Genomic DNA, 16,785 nt, shown 5'->3' on the forward strand with positions numbered 1-16,785 from the left:
TCTATTATTTATTCCTCTTTGTTTCGATATATTTCATAAGCAAAATCGTTAAAGCAGACAAGGTAAAAAAGACCAGATAGGTTGCTATAGGGAACCAAATATAGCGGTGATCTAGGGATAAGAGTGAAGGCAGGAGCCCCTTACTATTTTTCCCACCAACCCCGATAAAAAGATGGACCACTAAACCGATACTATTAAGATAAATAAATAAATCTGCATATCTTTTTATTGTCATCCTTGTCCTAGAAAAGTCTAGGAACCAATAGTCAAATAATCGATACACCAGACAAAAAAGATTTATATATAATGGAAAACTATAATTGATATCTCTATAGGGCGACGGAATAGGAAGACTCTTAAAAATAAGATTGATACCTATTCCTATTCCTAAGATGAGATCAAGGATCAGGAAAAAGCCTATAATTTTATGAGAATCTAGCCAGAGCTGAAAACTTTCTCTCCTTGATAGATTCTTTTTTGTATTTGATTTTCTTTGATTATTTTTCATTTGAGTGGATTTTCCCCATTAGCTTCTTACCCTTTTTTCAAATCGGTCTAGTTATCTGTCTTTCTCTTTACCTTGTACTATTTTTTAATTATTTGTGTCTCTTAGAATCTTGTTTCATGATAGTTTCTTCACTTCTGCTACTACCTTTTGGAGATGGTGTTCCCGCATGCTAGCGGTATTCACATCCCGGCCGACTTCTCCCAAGATGCAGACGCGCTTGGTTTTAATCCCACAGTGGTTCAAGACGGCATTCTTCAAACTAGAAATACCATAACTATCTGGAATGTTGAGAGGGCCTGAAAAGATCTTGTACCACCAAGTAGGCGCCATGGAGGTCGCATAAATACTGGCCGTTTTCCCTTTGAGCAACTTCTTGAATTGCTTGCCTCTCAGGTAATTCCAGATAAAGCTTCCCTGATCATTGGCCGAGTAGGCAATCCCAGGTGTGAAGACCCGATCAATCCAACCTTTCATGAGGCTCGGCATACTACTCCACCAGATGGGATAGACAAAGATCAGGTGATCCGCCCACTGGATCCATTCTTGAGAGCGAAGGATAAAGGAATCTTCCTCCATCCGCTTTCGATAGCCGTAGCGAAGGACCGGGTCAAAATCCTCTTCATTGAGACTGATCACTTTAAGCTCATGGCGACTTGAGTCAATAGTTTCGACAATGGTTTGAAAAATAGCCTGACAGTAACTTTCCTTATCTGGATGCCCATTGATGACTAGAATTTTCATTCGACTTCTCCTTCATTTCTTTGGTTCATTCTATCTCTTTTATTTTTTTACTTGATTAATTGATAATGGTTCAAAGATTGATAGATAGGTCCTTTAGGAATTTTTATTTGAAGAACACATCATCCGCAATTCCTTAACAGGTTTTCCAAGGTCAAGTATTTTTTCTTGGCCATCAAAAGTAAAACCCATTTTTTGATAGAAAGCAATGGCTCGCTTATTATCTTTCAATACCCATAAATAAATTTCAGAGAAATGATCGAGAACAGCAAATGCAGCATGCATTAACTGTTCACTCACGCCTTTTCCATAGTAATCTTTTAAAACATATAAGGCAATGATTTCACCAGCTTGAATGGCTTCATCACAAAAATTTCCATAGCTGATAAATCCAACGACCTTCTTTCCATCCATCGCAATCAAGGTGTTTTCTGGATACTTTTGACTAAAGAAACGACATTTATCTAATGTCATCGTCTCCTGAAATTCCTCGGGTAAAAGATCGTCATAAGCCTCTCTCCACGTTTGCCAATGAACGAGAGATTTTCCTTCTATCTCTTCAGGAGTTTCCATTGTTTTAATGATAATCTTCATTCGCTTTATCCTATCTAATCCAAGGCCTTGACTTCCAACATCATATCACGGATTTGGGCTGCCAGTTCAAAATCAAGCACTTCGACGGCTTCTTGCATCTGGCCTTGCAGTTTCTTGACCAGTTCCTTGCGCTCTTGGCGGTTGAGACTGGTGATATCCACTTCCTTGTCCTCTTCTTTGGCCACTGCCTTGGTAACAGAGATCAGGTCACGGATTTCCTTCTTGATAGTTTGTGGGACAATGCCATGCTCTTCATTATAAGCCATCTGGATTTTCCGACGACGGGCTGTTTCATCGATGGCTTTTTGCATAGACTGGGTCATAGTATCTGCATACATGATCACGTGACCCTCACTATTACGGGCTGCACGACCGATGGTCTGAATCAATCCGCGTTCATTTCGGAGGAAGCCTTCCTTATCCGCATCGAGAATGGCAACCAGACTGACTTCCGGAACGTCAATCCCTTCGCGAAGAAGGTTGATCCCGACCAAGACATCAAAGACACCCAAACGCAAATCACGGATGATTTCCGTCCTCTCCAAGGTCTTAATGTCCGAGTGCATGTATTTGACCTTGACCCCCATTTCTTTGAAATAGTCGGTCAAGTCCTCTGCCATCTTCTTGGTCAGGGTGGTAACAAAGGTCCGCTCTCCACGTTCTACACGCGCATTGATCTCACCCAAGAGATCGTCCATTTGTCCCATGGTCGGACGCACTTCCACCTCAGGATCGAGTAGACCTGTCGGACGAATGATCTGCTCGATGACAGTATCCGTTTGTTCCATCTCATAGTCACCCGGTGTCGCAGACACATAGACAATCTGGTGAACATGGCTTTCAAACTCCTCCCGACGCAGTGGCCGATTATCCAAGGCAGACGGCAAACGGAAACCATAGTTGACCAGCATTTCCTTGCGCGAGCGGTCTCCATTGTACATGCCCTTGATCTGTCCCATGGTCATGTGACTTTCATCAATCATAATGAGAAAATCTTCTGGGAAGAAGTCAAGAAGGGTGTAAGGCGGCTCTCCTTCACTCCGGCCATCCATATGACGAGAGTAGTTTTCGACGCCATTGGTGTAGCCCATCTCCCGTAGCATTTCAATATCATACTCGGTCCGTTGTTTCAAGCGTTGAGCTTCTAAGAGCTTGCCTTCTTTTTCAAAGACTTTCAACTGCTCCTCAAGTTCCGCCTGAATCTTGGCAATAGCCACTTCCATATGGTCGTCATTGGTCACGAAGTGAGTGGCTGGGAAAATGGCTAAATGGTCCACATCTCCTAGAACTTGGCCAGTCAAAGCTTCAATCTCACGGATCCGCTCAATCTCATCCCCGAAAAACTCCACCCGGAAGGCATGTTCATCACGCGAAGCTGGGAAGATCTCCACCACGTCCCCACGAACACGGAATTTCCCCCGTTGAAAGTCAATGTCATTGCGCTCAAACTGGATGTCCACCAGGTCATTGAGCAGCTTATCACGAGAAATCTCCAGACCTGGACGCAAGCTGACTACGCTATCGGCATATTCCTTAGGCGAACCCAGACCATAAATACAAGAGACAGAAGCTACAACGATGACATCGTTGCGCTCTAAGAGGGCTGATGTCGCGGAGTGACGAAGCTTATCAATCTCATCATTGACCGAGCTATCTTTTTCGATATAGGTATCGCTCGATGGCACATAGGCTTCTGGCTGGTAGTAATCGTAGTAAGATACGAAGTACTCAACCGCATTCTCTGGAAAGAATTCCTTGAACTCCCCATAGAGCTGACCTGCTAGGGTTTTATTATGGGCGATGACCAGGGTCGGTTTATTGACTTGGGCAATGACCTGACTCATAGTATAGGTCTTCCCCGTACCAGTCGCCCCCATCAGGATTTGCGCCTTCTCACCACCCTCGATGTTATCCACCAACTGTTCAATGGCCTGCGGTTGATCCCCAGACGGTTGGTATTTGGATACTAGTTTAAATTTGTTATCAGTTACTCGATTAATCATACTTTCTTCCTTTGGTTATACTTTCCTTATTTTACCATAATAGATGATATTTCTCTGACTTTTGAGGAGAGAATCCTCACATAGAAAAAGACCAGCTCAAGTACCGGTCTTCATTTTCATCATCATTTCCTATCAGTCATGACACACTAGTTCATTATCAACTCTTTCTTTCCTTTCCCCTAAGCGATAGACAATCACTAGGGATAAAAGAAGAACCAGTGTCGTGATGATTGATCCTTCTGCTCCAAATGCCCCTCCGGTCAACCAGTCAGGTCCATCTCCCATGGTAAAGCTAAAGATAGACGCATCTGCACCTGTGCCACTGACTTGAAAACCAAGGAGATTTCCTTGTACATAGTTCCAAGTGCCGTGTTGGGCGACCACTAGCCAGATACTATCGGTATAGATAAAAAGCAGACCAGCTAGCACCCCATCAAGGATGATATTCAGAACGGATAAGAAGGTCACTCCTGCATTACCCATATGCAGAATGCCAAAGAGACTACTAGAAATCACGATCGCTAAAGGCAGATTAGTTCTTGCAGCAATCCGAGTCAGGAGCCAACCTCGTGTGGCCACTTCTTCCGTCCCCCCTTGGAGAAGCCAAAATGGGAATAAGCCTAGGATAAAGAGGAGGGGTTCTAAACTTAATTCATTAAGCTCAAAAGACCCAATTCCACTTACTTGGTAGACAAGCGCGATCACTCCCATTTGAACAAGGGAAAACATGATCCCCCAACCTAGATACTTAAGCCATTTCCTTTTTACAAAGCCTAAGCTTGATAAGGCATTCTTCTCTATGACCTTCACCCAAAACATAAAGAAGAACAGAATAATTACAAAACTGAAGAGCTCATAATAGAGAAAATAATGGTAGAAAAATTCTTGAATACTTGCTATCCCATTTCCTGGTGAAAAGGAGTCCACTAGAAAACCGATCACTAAGGAAAATGGTCCCACAAGTTCACTCCCAATCCAAAGTCCTCCTTCTATGAAGAGGGAGGCTAATAATACATAGAATAGTGTAGAAATGAAAACTGGCACAGAAGTGTTCGTTTTGATCCCTTGCATGATCAACCCTTTCTTCATTGCAACCTCCTTTATCTAATAGGTCCATTGTAGCAAACAAAATCCAGGGCTGCAAGATCAACTCATGTTAGATAACCTAACATCAAAACTGGATTTTTCTTGCAAAGCAAACTATTTTCTGATATAATAGCTTTTGTAGAAAAACATAAGGCCATTCATACTCGATTTGGTATGGATGATTTGTTTTTTTAAGGCCATCCTTTGGTCAATGTGCTCATGGGTCAAATCCCCAAAGAGAAAAGAATTATAAGGAGACAGAAATGAAGAAAAAATTACTAGCATGTTTGCTTTTCTTATTTCCATTCGTTGCATTCGCTGGTCATGCTCATGCTGAAACGATCAAGGTCGTTTTCGATACAGCGTATGCACCATTTGAATTTAAGGATTCAGATCAAACCTATAAAGGAATTGACGTAGAGATCTTGGACAAGGTCGCTGAAATCAATGGATGGGATTTGGACAAATCCTTCCCTGGATTTGATGCAGCGGTCAATGCAGTTCAAGCTGGTCAAGCGGATGCCATCATGGCAGGGATGACCAAAACAACAGAACGTGAAAAAGTCTTCACCATGTCTGATACTTACTACGATACAAAAGTTGTCATTGCGACTAAAAAAGCTGACAAAATCACTAAGTACAGCCAATTAAAAGGGAAGACAGTCGGTGTCAAAAACGGAACTGCAGCCCAACGCTTCCTCGATAAAAACAAGGACAAATACGGCTACAAGATCAAGACCTTTGATACAGGTGATCTCATGTACAACAGTTTATCAGCTGGTGCAGTGGATGCAGTCATGGATGATCAACCTGTTATTCAATACGCCATCCAAAAGGGTCAGGACCTAGCTATCAATATGGACGGGGAAGCAGTCGGTGGCTTTGCCTTTGGTGTTAAAAAAGGTGGAAATCATGAAAAGTTGATCACTGAATTTAACAAGGCTCTCGCTCAAATGAAAGCTGATGGAACACTTGATGAGATTATCAAGAAATGGACAGGTGAAAGCCAATCATCAAGTAACAGTGCCGTTCCAGAAACCACTACTCCTGCTGGTCAAAAAGCAACTCCTAAAAAATCAAAATATAGCATTTCAAGTGATTCTTCCTTTGCACCATTTGTCTTCCAAAATGGAAAAAACAAATACACAGGAATCGATATGGACTTGATCAAGGCGATTGCTAAAGACCAAGGATTTACCATCGAGATTGACAATCCTGGATTTGATGCTGCGGTAAGTGATGTTCAATCCGGCCATGCGCAAGGAATGATCGCAGGGATGACTGTGACAGATGCTCGGAAAGAAACATTTGATTTTTCTGAACCATACTACACGGCCAATTCCATTCTAGCTGTTCAAGAAAGCAGTAAGATTGATTCATATGATGACCTAAAAGGGAAGACAGTCGGTGTTAAAAACGGTACTTCCTCACAAAACTTCCTTGAAGAGAACCAAAAGAAATATGGTTACAAGATCAAAACCTTCTCTGACGGAGCTTCTATGTATGACAGTTTGAATTCTGGTTCTGTTGCAGCGATCATGGATGACGAACCTGTTATCAAATACGCTATTAAACAAGGACGCAAATTCAAAACACCTATCGAAGGAACTCCAAGTGGTCAACTAGCATTTGCCGTTAAGAAGGGTGAAAATCCTGAATTGATCGAAATGTTCAATAACGGTCTTGCAAACTTGAAGAAAAATGGCCAATACCAAAAGATTCTTGATAAATACCTTAAATCAGATAGCAAATCAAGTACTTCAAGTACAACAGCAGATGAAACAACGATCTGGGGCTTGCTTCAAAACAACTACAAACAATTGTTAAGTGGTTTGGGTGTTACTCTTGCCCTTGCGCTTCTCTCTTTCGCGATTGCTATGGTGATCGGTGTTATCTTTGGGATGTTTAGTGTTAGCCCTTATAAATGGCTCCGCTGGACTGCTGAAATCTTTGTCGATGTTATTCGTGGGATCCCATTGATGATCCTTGCTGCCTTCATCTTCTGGGGAATTCCAAACTTGATTGAATCTGTCACAGGTCATCAATCCCCAATCAACGACTTTGTTGCAGGTACCATCGCCCTCTCCCTCAATGCTGCTGCCTATATTGCAGAAATTGTTCGTGGGGGGATCCAAGCTGTACCGATTGGACAGATGGAAGCCAGCCGAAGCCTGGGAATCTCCTATGGCAAGACCATGCGTAAGATCATCTTGCCACAAGCAACCAAACTCATGCTTCCAAACTTTGTTAACCAATTCGTCATTGCCCTGAAAGATACGACTATCGTTTCTGCGATCGGATTGGTAGAACTCTTCCAAACTGGTAAGATCATCATTGCTCGAAACTACCAAAGTTTCAAGATGTATGCGATCCTTGCCGTCTTCTACCTCGTGATTATCACCTTGCTAACACGATTTGCAAAAAAATTAGAAAAGAAGGTTAACTAATGGCTAAATTAAAAATTGATGTCCATGACCTCCACAAATACTATGGTGAAAATGAGGTCTTAAAAGGAATCTCAACAAAATTCTACGAAGGGGATGTGGTCTGCATTATTGGACCGTCCGGTTCTGGTAAATCGACCTTCCTTCGTAGTCTCAATCTCCTCGAAGAAGTGACAAAAGGTCAAATTACCGTAAATGGATATGATCTAACCGATCCGAAAACCAATGTTGATTTGGTCCGTGAAAATATCGGGATGGTTTTCCAACACTTCAACCTCTTCCCTCACATGAGCGTCCTTGAAAACATTATGTTTGCGCCAGTAGAGCACAAACTGATGACCCGTGAAGAAGCTCAAAAAGTCGGAATGGAATTGTTGGAAAAAGTTGGACTCGCAGATAAAGCCGATGCCAATCCGAACAGCCTTTCCGGTGGTCAAAAACAACGTGTGGCCATTGCCCGTGGACTCGCCATGAATCCAGATATTATGCTCTTTGACGAACCTACTTCTGCCCTTGACCCTGAGATGGTTGGAGATGTATTGAACGTTATGAAAGAGTTGGCAGAGCAAGGCATGACCATGATCATCGTTACCCACGAGATGGGATTTGCCCGCCAAGTAGCCAACCGCGTCATCTTCACAGCAGACGGTGAATTCCTCGAAGACGGCAAACCAGACCAAATCTTCGACAACCCACAACACCCACGCTTGAAAGAATTCTTGGATAAGGTTTTAAACGTTTAAAAAGATAAAAACGAGTGGTTCCTGAAGCATCTAGCAATTTTGCTAGATGCTTTTTTAGACGAAAAAAGCATTTTCAGACTTGAAAATGCTTAGATTGAAGATATAGACATATTAAAAACTTTCCTAAGGTGAGTACGGACGTCAGCGAACTTCTGCGAAGTTCCAAGACTAATTATTGAACCTAAAGTTTCAATAATTCCGAGTGCCTGAAACTAAATTGTTTCAGGCACTTTTCTCACAGCGGAAAGTTTTAATGTTCTCTTAATTCGTTATACAAATTGGGTAGATATTTATTTCTTTGCAGAATCACTATACTTATTTTACATTAAAAATGGTTTGTTTACATTTTAACTAATCTGTTGCTGAGCTGTCTGCATCTTGTAGTAAACACCTTGCGCTTGCATTAGCTCTTCATGAGTGCCATGCTCAACAATATCGCCATCCACCATAACAAGGATCATATCAGCATTTTGAATGGTCGACAAGCGGTGAGCAATGATAAAGCTGGTCCGTCCCTTCATGAGCTGATTAAAGGCGTCTTGAATCAAGACCTCAGTCCGAGTATCGATGGAGGATGTCGCCTCATCCAAGATCAAAATCTTAGGAACTGAAAGGAAAACCCGCGCAATCGTTAAGAGTTGGCGTTGACCTTGGGACAAAGACTCTCCAGCATCTGAAAGATACGTATCGTACCCTTTTGGCAACTGCCGAATGAAGAAATCTGCATTGGCTGCTTTGGCTGCTTCTATGACTTCTTCTCTAGTTGCATCTGGACGAGAAAAGGCGATATTTTCATGAATGGTCCCGACCTTGAGCCAGGTTTCTTGCAGAACCATACCAAATTGTTGGCGGTAAGAAGCACGGGTGTAGTCCGTAATTGGTACCCCATCAATCGTGATCTCTCCAGAATTAACAGGGTAGAAACGCATGAGCAAATTAATCAAGGTCGATTTTCCTGCTCCTGTAGGCCCTACAATGGCCACTTTACTGGCAGCTGGAACATGAATGGTTAAATCTTTGATCAAGGTCCGCCCCAAATCATAGCCAAATGAGACATGCTCAAAACCAATCGCACCTTTGACATCCTGACTTTCCAGAATCTGATGACCTGTTTCTTCGATCTCAGCTTGATCCAAGACGCTGTACAAGCGCTCTGCGCAGGCAAGGGCACTTTGGAGTTCTGACAAGACAGAGGAGATATCATTAAAGGGCTTGGTGTATTGGTTGACATAATTGAGGAAGGTCACCAATTGACCAACAGTAAAGTGAGATCCCGAAATAATGCGTACAGCACCAAATCCAGCCACTACTGCATAAATCAAGGCATTCACAAAGCGAGTGGCAGGGTTGACAGTTGAGGAATAAAAGACAGCGGATTGGGAATAGTTGGCATAGCTTTCATTCGTCCCTTTAAAAGCCTTACGGAATTGATCCTGAGCATTAAAGGACTGGATCAAACTTTCCTGGGTCAAGGACTCTTCGATCAACTGAGTTTGAAGACCACGCGCCTTGGTTTGCGCTTGGAAAAGCGTATAGGAGCGCTTGGCAATGAAACGAGCAATCAAGAGAGACAATGGAGTCAAGACCAGAACTGCTACCATCATAAAGAAATCCAATTCTGCCATGGTCACGATGGTGACAAGAATGGTTAAGAGGCCAACAAAGAACTGGTTAAAGACCATGAGAAGACCACTATTGAGTTGCTCTACATCGGTCGTGAGGCGACTGACGAAGTCCCCGCTCCCTTGTTTATCTAGATAAGACAAGGGCAATCGGTGTACTTTTTCCATCACTTCTGCTCTCAGGCTTTGGCTAAACCGATAGACCAATTGATTGTAGACAAGAGGATTGATCCATTGGATCAGGGTATTGGCCACAATGACTAGAACCATTTGGATCAAAACAGGCCATAAGACTGTCATCCCTTGAGGATTGATGACTAAATCAACTGCATGTCCGATCAGGATCGGTAACCAAACCGTTAAGGCCACTTGAGCGATGGTTCCGAGACTAGCTAGAATCAGGAGCACGGGATGGTGAGCAAAATCTCTAAACAGACGTTTTACATAACTAGAACGTTTTTGACTCATGCTTCCTCCCTCCCGTGTTGTGAATAATGAATTTCTTGATAAATCTCATTGGTAGACAAGAGGAAATCATGATTTCCCAGTCCTACTTGATGTCCCTTGTTCAAGACCAAAATCTGATCAGCAGACTTGAGACTATTGGTTCGTTGAGATACTAGGATCAAACTTGTATCACTCAATTCTTCTTTTATCGATTTTAAGAGACGTGCTTCCGTCAAATAATCCAAGGCAGAGGTCGAATCATCCAAAATTAAGAAAGGAGCCTTCTTCAAAAGGGCACGCGCAATGGTCAACCGCTGACGTTGGCCTCCTGAGAAATTTCGCCCAAAGGCTTCCACTGGCTCATCGAGTTGTCCTTCTTTTTCACGGACAAAATCAGCCGCCTGAGCTGTTTCTAGCGCCCACCACAAATCATCATCCGATAGACCTTCTTCCATCCCTAGTAAGAGATTCGAGCGGATAGTCCCTCTAAAGAGCTCTGCCTTCTGTGGGACAACAGCCACCCACTCCCGCCACTCCTTGAGAGTTCTAGGAGAGTGACCTTGATGATAGAGGGCTAATTTCCCCTGACTAACGGCATACAAATGACTCAATAACTGAACCAGGGTGGATTTCCCAGATCCTGTACCACCGATAATTCCCAACATCTGTCCATGATCCAGATCAAAGGAAATATTTTCTAGAGCTGGGCTTGAAGCCGTTGGATAAGTGAAAGAGACTTTCTCTGCGCTGATCGCTTCTTGCTCTCTTGCAGTTTCATCTGGCAAAGCTTCTAAGAGGTCTTCTTCCTTCAAATCAAAAATCTCTTGGACACGCTTGGCTGAAATATAGCTGACATTTAAAGACGTAACCAGCATAGCGAGTTTGATCAATTCTGTTAAAATTTGTAATAAATAATTGACCAAAGCGACCAACATCCCTTGGGTTAAAAGGCCAGCAGAGATATTCAATTGTCCCTGCCAAATGACACAAACCAAGGTCGTATTGACCACAAGGAAGGTCAAGGGACTCACCAAACTAGACCAGATACCAGCACGAATTTGCCAAATCTTGTAGTCCTGATTGACCTCTCTAAAATCTTCTAATTCACCAGCATCTTGTCCAAAGGCCCGAATCACCCGCATCCCTTGAAATTGCTGACGCGTCACCGTAACCATCCGGTCTGTGATTTTCCGAATCTTAGCAAAGAGCGGATTGACAATCCGAGACATGATGACAATAATCAAGGTTAAAATCGCCACCATCCCCAAGAACCAAAGAGTAAGTTTAGGACTGATGGTGAAGGCCATGATGATAGATCCAAAGACAATGATCGGTGCCCTCAAAAAGAGACGCAAGAATTGGTTGATCCCAACCTGGATTTGATAGGTATCAGAAGTGAGACGGGTTACCAAACTAGAAGTACCGATCCTATCGCGCTTGTCCTTTGGAAGCGATAAGATCTTCTCATACAAATCCTTGGTCATCTCGCGGGTAAATCCGACAGCTGCTTTAGAAGAAAAATACTGAGCCGTAATAGCTACGACAACACCAAAGCTCGCAAATAAAAACAAAACACCAACCGTCATCACCACTGCGCTCGTTTCCTTTTTCGGAATGACCTGGTCGACTAAGTGGGCGATGATTAAGGGGACACACAATTCAAAAATAGCTTCTAAGAGTTTAAACACGGGCCCTAGAAAAGTTTCCCATAAATAGCCCTTAAAATACTTCAATAATGATTTCATACGACTCGATTCTTTTTTTATAGATATACATATTTTACCACAAATTCTTAAGATGAAAAAACTCTCCCTGCAGAGCCGAGAGAGTTGAATACGGACCAGATGTGGTCAGCAATTTTATTCCGTCTTTGTCCCCTTGTTTAATATCTTGCCCATTTTCCCTAATCCAATCACTAAGAGTGGGAAAGAAAATAGCGTTACAAGGCCTAATACGATAAAGACTGCTACAAATCCACAACTATCAATGAACCACCCAGTCAAAGGGAAGATGACAATCATAGATAGACTAAACATCATCGAATTGATACTCAGCATGGTTGCTCGTACACTGGAAGGCAGATAAGCTTGTAAATCATTGTAGTAAATGGGTTGATAAACGGCATAAAGGGCATTGGTCAAGAGATAGACACTCAGATAGGCGAATGGAGTCTTCAAACCTACCAAAAGCAAGACCAACCCTGTCAGTGCAACCAGAATCGGAAAGACTCGATTACTATTCCATTTTTTCCCGATTTGACTGGCCAAATAAACCGCTAGGAGATTGAATCCACTACCAATTAACATGATGAGCGAAACTTGCCAACTAGCTAAGTCACTAATTTTCTGTTGGTAGTAAAAATAAAACATACACATGATGGTCCCTACCAACTGATAGGTGAGCATCCAATAAAACAAGACTGGTTTTTCCTGCCATTCTTGTTTCACTACCTCCAATATCCGCTTTAAGGTCAAATGATTTCTTTCATCACTCTTGCTCTCTGGCTCTTTCATCAGAAAGATCAAAAGAATGGAAAGCAAGGAAAGCCCAATAGCAATATAATAGGTCCAAGCCAATGCTCCGTGAATAAAGAAGCCTGCCACAACTGTACCTAAAGTTCGGGTGACTTCGGCCACACCAGACAAGAAGCTAGAAATCTGAAGATAACGGTCTTTTTGACCTGCTTCCACAGCTGAATCAAATAAGAAAGCTGTACTGGTCCCCGAGTCAAAATTATAAGACCAAGCATTGACCATCATAGCAATGGCATAGATCCAAAAATTCCCCTGACCAAATAAAATCAAGATCGAGGATCCAATACTGGACAAGCGAGCCAAATAGAGATTAGTCTTGTAGCTAAATCGATCGGCCAACATACCAGATGGAATCTCACATAAAAGGCTCGTCCCATGAAAGATACTCTCTAATAGACCAATTTGAAGTAAAGAAAGACCATTCTGAATAAAAAATAAAATCCAAAAACTAGTGATTCCAAAATAAGATGTAAATTCCAAACCTGCTAGGAGTGAAATATTGCGTTTGTAAGTTCTTTTAAACATTGTTTTTCCTCTTTCAATAGATTATATAAGTGTTTCTAAAAGACTTACTTAGATTTGCCTACATCTTCTCCACCTCCTTCATTTTTTCTTGATTCATTTCTTGACGCAGCTGGGCCAATTGATTAGACAAGGACACCAACAATTCGGTTTGCAACTTTTGAATTTCCAGTAAATCCGTCTGGTCTTGCTGAACCATATGATCAATCTTCGTATGCAGTAAGCGAATTTCTCGTTCCGACTCCATATTGACGTTAAAGTCATTTCGCGCTTGCAGGCGATCATAATCTGCTGCCCTGTTTTGGCTCATCATGATCAAAGGAGCTTGAATCGCCGCAATAGTGGAAAGCGCAAGATTGAGCAAGATGAAGGGATAAGGATCAAAATTCAAGCCAAAAGGATGCAGGACATTGATCAGCATCCAGATAGCCATCATCATGATGAAGCTAATAATAAAGGTCCATGAACCACCAAAGCGTGCAACCGAATCCGCCACACGCTGGCCAAAAGTATAGCTGGCTGTCAAACGGTCTTCAACGTTAAAGGGACGTTCACTTTCGGGCATGACAGCTGTTACCTGCTGTTTAATCGCTTCATTTTTATCATTTGCACGCTCAATAATCTGTCCAAGATAATCCATACAATATTGGCTCAAATTTTTATAGGTGATAAAATCATCCATTTGACTTTCAGGATAGGAAGTCTTGAGCATCTGTTGAATGCTATGGTCTAGATCTGCGATCAAAGCCCCCTGACCATCCTCGTATTCTTTCCCATCGATGATGTCTATTTTCAGCATTGAGTTTCCTTTCATAGTTTTTAGGAGCAGATATAAAAGTTAAAAACGCCTAATGGCGTTTTTACGTCTATTAAGGTTTGATACGATGCAACATACGTGGGAATGGAATAGCTTCACGAATGTGTTTTGTACCAGCCGCGAAAGTAACCATCCGTTCAATCCCAATACCAAATCCACCGTGCGGAACTGTACCGTATTTACGAAGGTCAAGGTAGAATTCATACTCTGTACGATCCATGCCAAGAGATTCCATCTTCGCAACAAGGGCGTCGTAGTCTTCCTCACGCATCGAACCACCGATGATTTCTCCGTAGCCTTCTGGTGCGAGCAAATCTGCACAAAGCACGCGGTCTGGGTTACCAGGAACTGGCTTCATATAGAAGGCCTTGATGTCAGCTGGATAGTTGATCACGAAGGTTGGCACACCAAAGTGGTTTGAAATCCATGTTTCATGTGGTGAACCGAAGTCATCTCCATGTTCCAAATGCTCATAATCCGCATCTTCATCGTTTTCATGCTCTTGCAAGAGATCAATCGCTTCATCATAAGTAATCCGTTTGAATGGCTCTGCAATGTAGCGTTTCAAGAGCTCCGTATCACGCTCCAATGTTTCCAAGGCTTGAGGAGCACGGTCCAGAACACCTTGAAGAAGAGCTTTGACATAAGCTTCTTGCAAGTCAAGTGACTCATCGTGTGTCAAGTAAGAGTACTCAGCGTCCATCATCCAGAACTCAGTCAAGTGACGACGAGTTTTTGATTTTTCAGCACGGAATACTGGACCAAAGTCAAAGACGCGACCAAGGGCCATTGCACCAGCTTCAAGATAAAGCTGACCTGATTGGCTCAAGTAGGCTGGTGTTCCAAAGTAGTCTGTTTCAAACAGTTCAGTTGAATCTTCCGCCGCATTTCCTGAAAGAATTGGGCTATCAAACTTCATGAAACCGTTCTTATCGAAGAACTCATAAGTTGCATAGATAATAGCATTACGGATTTGCATGACAGCGACTTGTTTACGTGAACGCAACCACAAGTGGCGGTTGTCCATCAAGAAGTCTGTCCCGTGTTCTTTTGGAGTGATTGGGTAATCTTGAGATTCACCGATGACTTCGATGTCCGTAATATCCAATTCGTAACCAAATTTAGAACGCTCGTCTTCTTTGACAATACCAGTCACAAACACTGATGTTTCTTGGCTCAAGCGTTTAATGGTGTCAAATTTTTCAAGTCCCACTTCTTCGCCGAATTTTTCGATAAAGTTTGGTTTAAAAGCCACACCTTGGAAAAAGGCAGTCCCGTCACGCAATTGCAAGAAAGCAATTTTTCCTTTACCTGATTTGTTGGCCACCCAAGCACCGATGGTCACTTCTTGACCAACATAGTCTTTTACTTCGATGATAGTAATCCGTTTTGTCATCATTCATCTTCCTTTTCTCGTTAAACTTGTCCGAAGACATTATCTTCTTAATTGTATCATAAAAAGGCTTTCAGTGCTAGATTCTACCTGTGAAAACCAGATATTTTTTAAAGAAAAAGATCCTCAGCTCATTACTAAGGATCTTGCGATTTTATTTTTCCATAAAGGCCTTGAGTCGGCGAACAGCTTCTTTAAGGGTGTCCAAATCTGTCGCATAAGACAAGCGAACATTTTCAGGGGCACCAAAGCCAGCTCCCGTTACTAAAGCAACCTCTGCTTCTTCTAAAATGGCTGTGGTAAATTCCGTCACATCCGTATAGCCCTTCATCTCCATGGCTTTCTTGACATTTGGGAAGAGATAGAAGGCTCCTTGAGGTTTGATGGCTTCAAAACCAGGTACTTCATTCAATAAAGGATAAATAGTATTCAAACGCTCTTCAAAAGCTTGACGCATGATCTCAATAGAAGATTGATCTCCTGTTAGGGCTTCGATTGCGGCATATTGGGAAACGGTTGTTAAGTTGGATGTTGTTTGGCTAATCACCTTGGCCATAGCTCCGATAATCTCTGGATCACCCACTGCAAAACCAACCCGCCAACCAGTCATAGCATAGGTTTTAGAAACTCCATTAATCACGATAGTTTGCTTGCGAATCGCTTCTGATAAGCTAGAAATAGGCGTAAAGGTATTGCCATTGTAGACCAAGCGCCCATAGATATCGTCTGCCAAAATCAAGATATCATGCTCGACAGCCCAATTTCCAATTGCTTCGAGCTCTTCTTTACTGTAGATCATTCCTGTTGGATTGGATGGCGAATTCAGCAAGACCACCTTGGTCTTGTCTGTCCGTGCTGCTTCCAGTTGCTCTACCGTTGCTTTGAAGTGATTTTCTTCTGTTGTTTGGAAAGTAACAGGTGTTCCTTCTACCATCTTGACCTGGTCTACATAAGAAACCCAGCAAGGTGTTGGAATGATGACTTCATCACCTGGATTGATAACAGAAGTAAAGAAGGCATAGAGGATAAACTTAGCACCAGTGCCGACCACAACCTCATTTCGGTTCACTGTATAGCCATAAAACTCTTTCATATAGTCACTAATGGCATCCTTCAATTCTGGAAGTCCAGATGCTACCGTATAAAAGCTAGCGCGACCATCCTCGATGGAAGCGACTGCTGCTTCTTGAATATTTTTTGGAGTCGCAAAGTCAGGTTGACCCAGGGTCAAACTTAAGATATCACGACCTTCTGCTGCCAAAGCTTTGGCACGCGCATTTGCAGCCAAGGTCACACTTTCTTCCATTTCCAATACACGATTTGATAATCTCATA

General features: G+C 42.5%; 13 protein-coding genes. 2 read left to right on the forward strand and 11 right to left on the reverse strand.

All coding sequences use genetic code 11. The features are described 5' to 3' along the window. Window positions 1–4 precede the first annotated feature (4 nt). The 5 genes from PCY07_RS01800 to PCY07_RS01820 form a co-directional block, all read right to left on the reverse strand. On the reverse strand, window positions 5–508 hold the full coding sequence (locus tag PCY07_RS01800) for a hypothetical protein (protein WP_231082286.1): 504 nt from the start codon (window positions 506–508) through the stop codon (window positions 5–7). Window positions 509–622: 114 nt separating this feature from the next. Then, window positions 623–1,249: an NAD(P)H-dependent oxidoreductase gene (locus PCY07_RS01805; protein WP_301355037.1), complete on the reverse strand. Its 627-nt coding sequence runs from the start codon at window positions 1,247–1,249 to the stop codon at window positions 623–625. A 93-nt stretch (window positions 1,250–1,342) separates the two neighbouring features. Next, a complete protein-coding gene (locus PCY07_RS01810; protein WP_301355036.1) occupies window positions 1,343–1,840 on the reverse strand; it encodes a GNAT family N-acetyltransferase in 498 nt (165 codons plus the stop codon). 14 nt (window positions 1,841–1,854) lie between these two features. Beyond that, a complete protein-coding gene (uvrB, locus tag PCY07_RS01815; protein WP_003001891.1) occupies window positions 1,855–3,843 on the reverse strand; it encodes an excinuclease ABC subunit UvrB in 1,989 nt (662 codons plus the stop codon). A 132-nt stretch (window positions 3,844–3,975) separates the two neighbouring features. Beyond that, window positions 3,976–4,932 (reverse strand): CPBP family intramembrane glutamic endopeptidase, encoded by a 957-nt coding sequence (locus tag PCY07_RS01820; RefSeq protein ID WP_301355035.1) that lies wholly within the window; start codon window positions 4,930–4,932, stop codon window positions 3,976–3,978. 260 nt (window positions 4,933–5,192) lie between these two features. On the opposite strand from PCY07_RS01820, the gene PCY07_RS01825 reads away from it, so the two are divergent. Then, the gene (locus PCY07_RS01825) at window positions 5,193–7,376 is read left to right on the forward strand and encodes an amino acid ABC transporter substrate-binding protein/permease (RefSeq protein WP_301355034.1); all 2,184 of its coding nucleotides are present in this window, start codon (window positions 5,193–5,195) and stop codon (window positions 7,374–7,376) included. Further along, on the forward strand, window positions 7,376–8,116 hold the full coding sequence (locus tag PCY07_RS01830) for an amino acid ABC transporter ATP-binding protein (protein ID WP_003007564.1): 741 nt from the start codon (window positions 7,376–7,378) through the stop codon (window positions 8,114–8,116). Before PCY07_RS01825 ends, PCY07_RS01830 begins: the two co-directional genes overlap by 1 nt. 347 nt (window positions 8,117–8,463) lie before the next feature. On the opposite strand, the gene PCY07_RS01835 is transcribed toward PCY07_RS01830, so the two are convergent. From PCY07_RS01835 to PCY07_RS01860, 6 genes are all read right to left on the reverse strand, one after another. Next, on the reverse strand, window positions 8,464–10,206 hold the full coding sequence (locus PCY07_RS01835; RefSeq protein WP_301355033.1) for an ABC transporter ATP-binding protein: 1,743 nt from the start codon (window positions 10,204–10,206) through the stop codon (window positions 8,464–8,466). Beyond that, window positions 10,203–11,930, reverse strand: a complete 1,728-nt coding sequence (locus PCY07_RS01840) for an ABC transporter ATP-binding protein (protein ID WP_301355032.1) — start codon at window positions 11,928–11,930, stop codon at window positions 10,203–10,205. Before PCY07_RS01840 ends, PCY07_RS01835 begins: the two co-directional genes overlap by 4 nt. 114 nt (window positions 11,931–12,044) lie before the next feature. After that, the gene (locus PCY07_RS01845; protein ID WP_301355031.1) at window positions 12,045–13,244 is read right to left on the reverse strand and encodes an MFS transporter; all 1,200 of its coding nucleotides are present in this window, start codon (window positions 13,242–13,244) and stop codon (window positions 12,045–12,047) included. A gap of 58 nt (window positions 13,245–13,302) precedes the next feature. Further along, window positions 13,303–14,040, reverse strand: coding sequence for a DUF1003 domain-containing protein (locus PCY07_RS01850; protein WP_195227264.1), 738 nt, complete (start codon window positions 14,038–14,040; stop codon window positions 13,303–13,305). 70 nt (window positions 14,041–14,110) lie between these two features. Further along, window positions 14,111–15,457, reverse strand: coding sequence for an asparagine--tRNA ligase (asnS, locus tag PCY07_RS01855; protein ID WP_003014677.1), 1,347 nt, complete (start codon window positions 15,455–15,457; stop codon window positions 14,111–14,113). A gap of 148 nt (window positions 15,458–15,605) precedes the next feature. Then, window positions 15,606–16,784 (reverse strand): pyridoxal phosphate-dependent aminotransferase, encoded by a 1,179-nt coding sequence (locus PCY07_RS01860; protein ID WP_301355030.1) that lies wholly within the window; start codon window positions 16,782–16,784, stop codon window positions 15,606–15,608. Window position 16,785 lies beyond the last annotated feature (1 nt).

The organism is Streptococcus sp. SP1 (genome assembly GCF_030440005.1).
In the GTDB taxonomy this organism is placed as follows: domain Bacteria; phylum Bacillota; class Bacilli; order Lactobacillales; family Streptococcaceae; genus Streptococcus; species Streptococcus parasanguinis.